The following is a 2,556-nucleotide window of genomic DNA, read 5'->3' on the forward strand; positions in this document are numbered from 1 at the left end:
GGGTGACATGGACCCGGCCGCGGCGACGGCCGAGAGCACCGCCCGGGCCTTGTTCAGGCACTCCATGTCCTCCGCGGCCGGGTCGGAGTCGGCGACGATCCCACCGCCCGCCTGCACGTACGCGGTCCGGTTGCGGATCATCGCGGTGCGGATGGCGATCGCGGTGTCGGCGTTGCCCGCGAAGTCGAGGTAGCCGACGATGCCGCCGTACTGACCGCGCCGGGTCGGCTCCAGCCGGTCGATGACCTGCATGGCCCGCACCTTCGGCGCCCCGGACAGGGTGCCGGCCGGGAAGCAGGCGACGACGGCGTCGAACGCGGTGCGGTCGCCGCGCAGCAGCCCGGTCACCGTCGACACCAGGTGCATGACGTGGCTGTAGCGCTCGATCTCGAAGAAGTTCCGCACGGTCACCGTGCCGGGCTCGCACACCCGGCCGAGGTCGTTGCGGCCGAGGTCGACGAGCATCAGGTGTTCGGCGCGCTCCTTCTCGTCGCCGCGCAGCTCCTTCTCCAGGAGCTGGTCCTCCTCGTCGGTCGCGCCGCGCCAGCGGGTGCCCGCGATGGGGTGCGTGGTGGCACGCCCGTCGAGCACGCTGACCAGCGCCTCCGGGCTGGACCCGACGATGGAGAACGGCGGCCCGCCCGCCGCGTCGTCGAGACGCAGCAGGTACATGTACGGACTCGGGTTCGTGGTGCGCAGGATCCGGTAGACCTCGAGCGGGTCGGCGTCGCACTCCATCTCGAAGCGCTGCGAGAGCACGATCTGGAACGCCTCGCCGGCGCGGATCTGCTCCTTGGCGTCCTCGATCGCGGCGTGGTGCTGCTCGGGGGTGCGCCGGCGGAGGAACTCCGGGCGGGTCGGGGTGTACACCGCGACCGAGCTGGGCGCGGGCACGGCGAGCTCGCCGGTCATCCGGTCCAGCCGGGCGACGGCGTCGTCGTAGGCCTGGTCGACGCGCTCGTCGGTGGCGTCCCAGTTGATCGCGTTCGCGATCAGGGTGACGGTGCCCTCGTGGTGGTCGAGCGCGGCCAGGTCGGTGGCCAGCAGCATGACCAGCTCGGGCAGCGCCAGGTCGTCGACGGCGGGGTCGTCCGGGTCCGCGATGCGCTCGACGCGGCGGACGATGTCGTAGCCGAGGTAGCCGACCATGCCGCCGGTCAGCGGCGGGAGCCCGGGCAGCGGCTCGGAGTGCAGCTCGGTGACCACGGTGCGCAGCGCGTCGAGCGGGTCGCCGGTGGTGGGCAGGCCGTCGGGCACCTCCCCGGTCCAGACCAGCTCGCCGTCGACGGCGGTGAGCGCGGCGGCGCTGCGAGCCCCGACGAACGACCACCGCGACCAGGACCGGCCGTTCTCGGCGGACTCCAGCAGGAACGTGCCCGCGGTCCCGCCCGCGAGCTTGCGGTAGACCCCGACCGGGGTCTCGTCGTCGGCCAGCAGCCGCCGGGTCACCGGGATGACCCGGTGCGCGCGCGCCAGCTCCCGGAACTCCTCACGGGTGGGGCTCACCGCGCCCAGGGCGGCGGCCGCGGGAGCCGCGGGGGCGGGGGCCCCGGTCGTCGTCGCGCCACCGGATGCGTTCTGGGTCCGCTGGGTCATGCGACTCATTGTCCCCGAGCAGTGACGGCCGCCCTCGCGCGGGTGAGGATGGGGCGCATGACCGATCCGAGCGCCACCGCACCCCCGGACCCGGGAGCGTCGCCACGGCGTCGTGGCCGCCGGTCCGGCGGCGCGGACACCCGCGCCGGGCTGCTCGCGGCCGCCCGCGCCGAGTTCGCCGACCGCGGCTTCGACGGCGCCACGGTCCGCCGGATCGCCGATCGGGCCGGGGTGGACCCGGCCATGGTGAACCACTGGTTCGGCGGCAAGGAGAAGCTGTTCCTCGCCGCGCTGGACCTGCCGGTCGACCCCGGACGGATCCGGCGGATGGTGCTGGACGGCCCCGCCGACCGGGTCGGCGAGCGGATCGTGCGGGGGTTCCTGACGGTCTGGGACACCGGCGGCGGCGCCCCGATGGCGGCGGTGCTGCGCAGCGTCGCGGGTCACGACATCGCGGCCCGGATGCTGCGTGAGTTCGTCGGCGGCGCGATCCTGCGCCCGGTCACCCGGGCGCACTCCCCCGACCGGCCCGACGAGCGGGGCGCGCTCGTCGGCTCCCAGCTGATCGGGCTCGGCATGATGCGCTACGTGGTGCGGCTGGAGCCGCTGGCCTCGGCGCCGCGCGAGGACGTCGTCGCCGCGGTCGGGCCGACCGTGCAGCGCTACCTGACCGGGAACCTGGGGTCGACGAACCCCGAGGAGTAGGCGGCGACGACGGCCTGGGTCCGGCCCCGCGACCCGGTCTTGGCCAGCACCGCGGCGACGTCGGTCGTCACCGTGCCCACGTCGAGCGCCAGCTCCCCGGCGATCTCGGCGTCGGACAGCCCGCGCGCCATCAGTCGCAGCACGCCGCCCTCGCGCGCGGTCAGCCCGGCGGCGGCGAGCCGGTCGCCGTCGTCGGTGGCGAACCCGGCCACGAGCTCGCGCACCGCCGCCGGGAACAGCAGCGACTCCCCCGCG

Annotated in this window: 3 protein-coding genes; 1 reads left to right on the top strand and 2 read right to left on the bottom strand. The window is 75.2% G+C overall.

Annotated features, from left to right (window positions below):
* Window positions 1–1,596: anthranilate synthase component I (locus GTW08_RS19555; protein ID WP_237453999.1), on the bottom strand; the 1,596-nt coding region annotated here is incomplete at its 3' end.
* 57 nt (window positions 1,597–1,653) lie between these two features.
* Here GTW08_RS19555 and GTW08_RS19560 point away from each other — a divergent pair.
* Complete coding sequence (locus GTW08_RS19560; RefSeq protein ID WP_073573877.1) at window positions 1,654–2,301, top strand: TetR family transcriptional regulator; 648 nt, start codon at window positions 1,654–1,656, stop codon at window positions 2,299–2,301.
* On the opposite strand, the gene GTW08_RS19565 is transcribed toward GTW08_RS19560, so the two are convergent.
* Window positions 2,259–2,556: response regulator transcription factor (locus GTW08_RS19565; protein ID WP_161152344.1), on the bottom strand; the 298-nt coding region annotated here is incomplete at its 5' end. The two genes, GTW08_RS19560 and GTW08_RS19565, sit on opposite strands and share 43 nt — an antisense overlap.

The organism is Pseudonocardia sp. SID8383, from assembly GCF_009864975.1.
Classification (GTDB): Bacteria; Actinomycetota; Actinomycetes; order Mycobacteriales; family Pseudonocardiaceae; genus Pseudonocardia; species Pseudonocardia alni.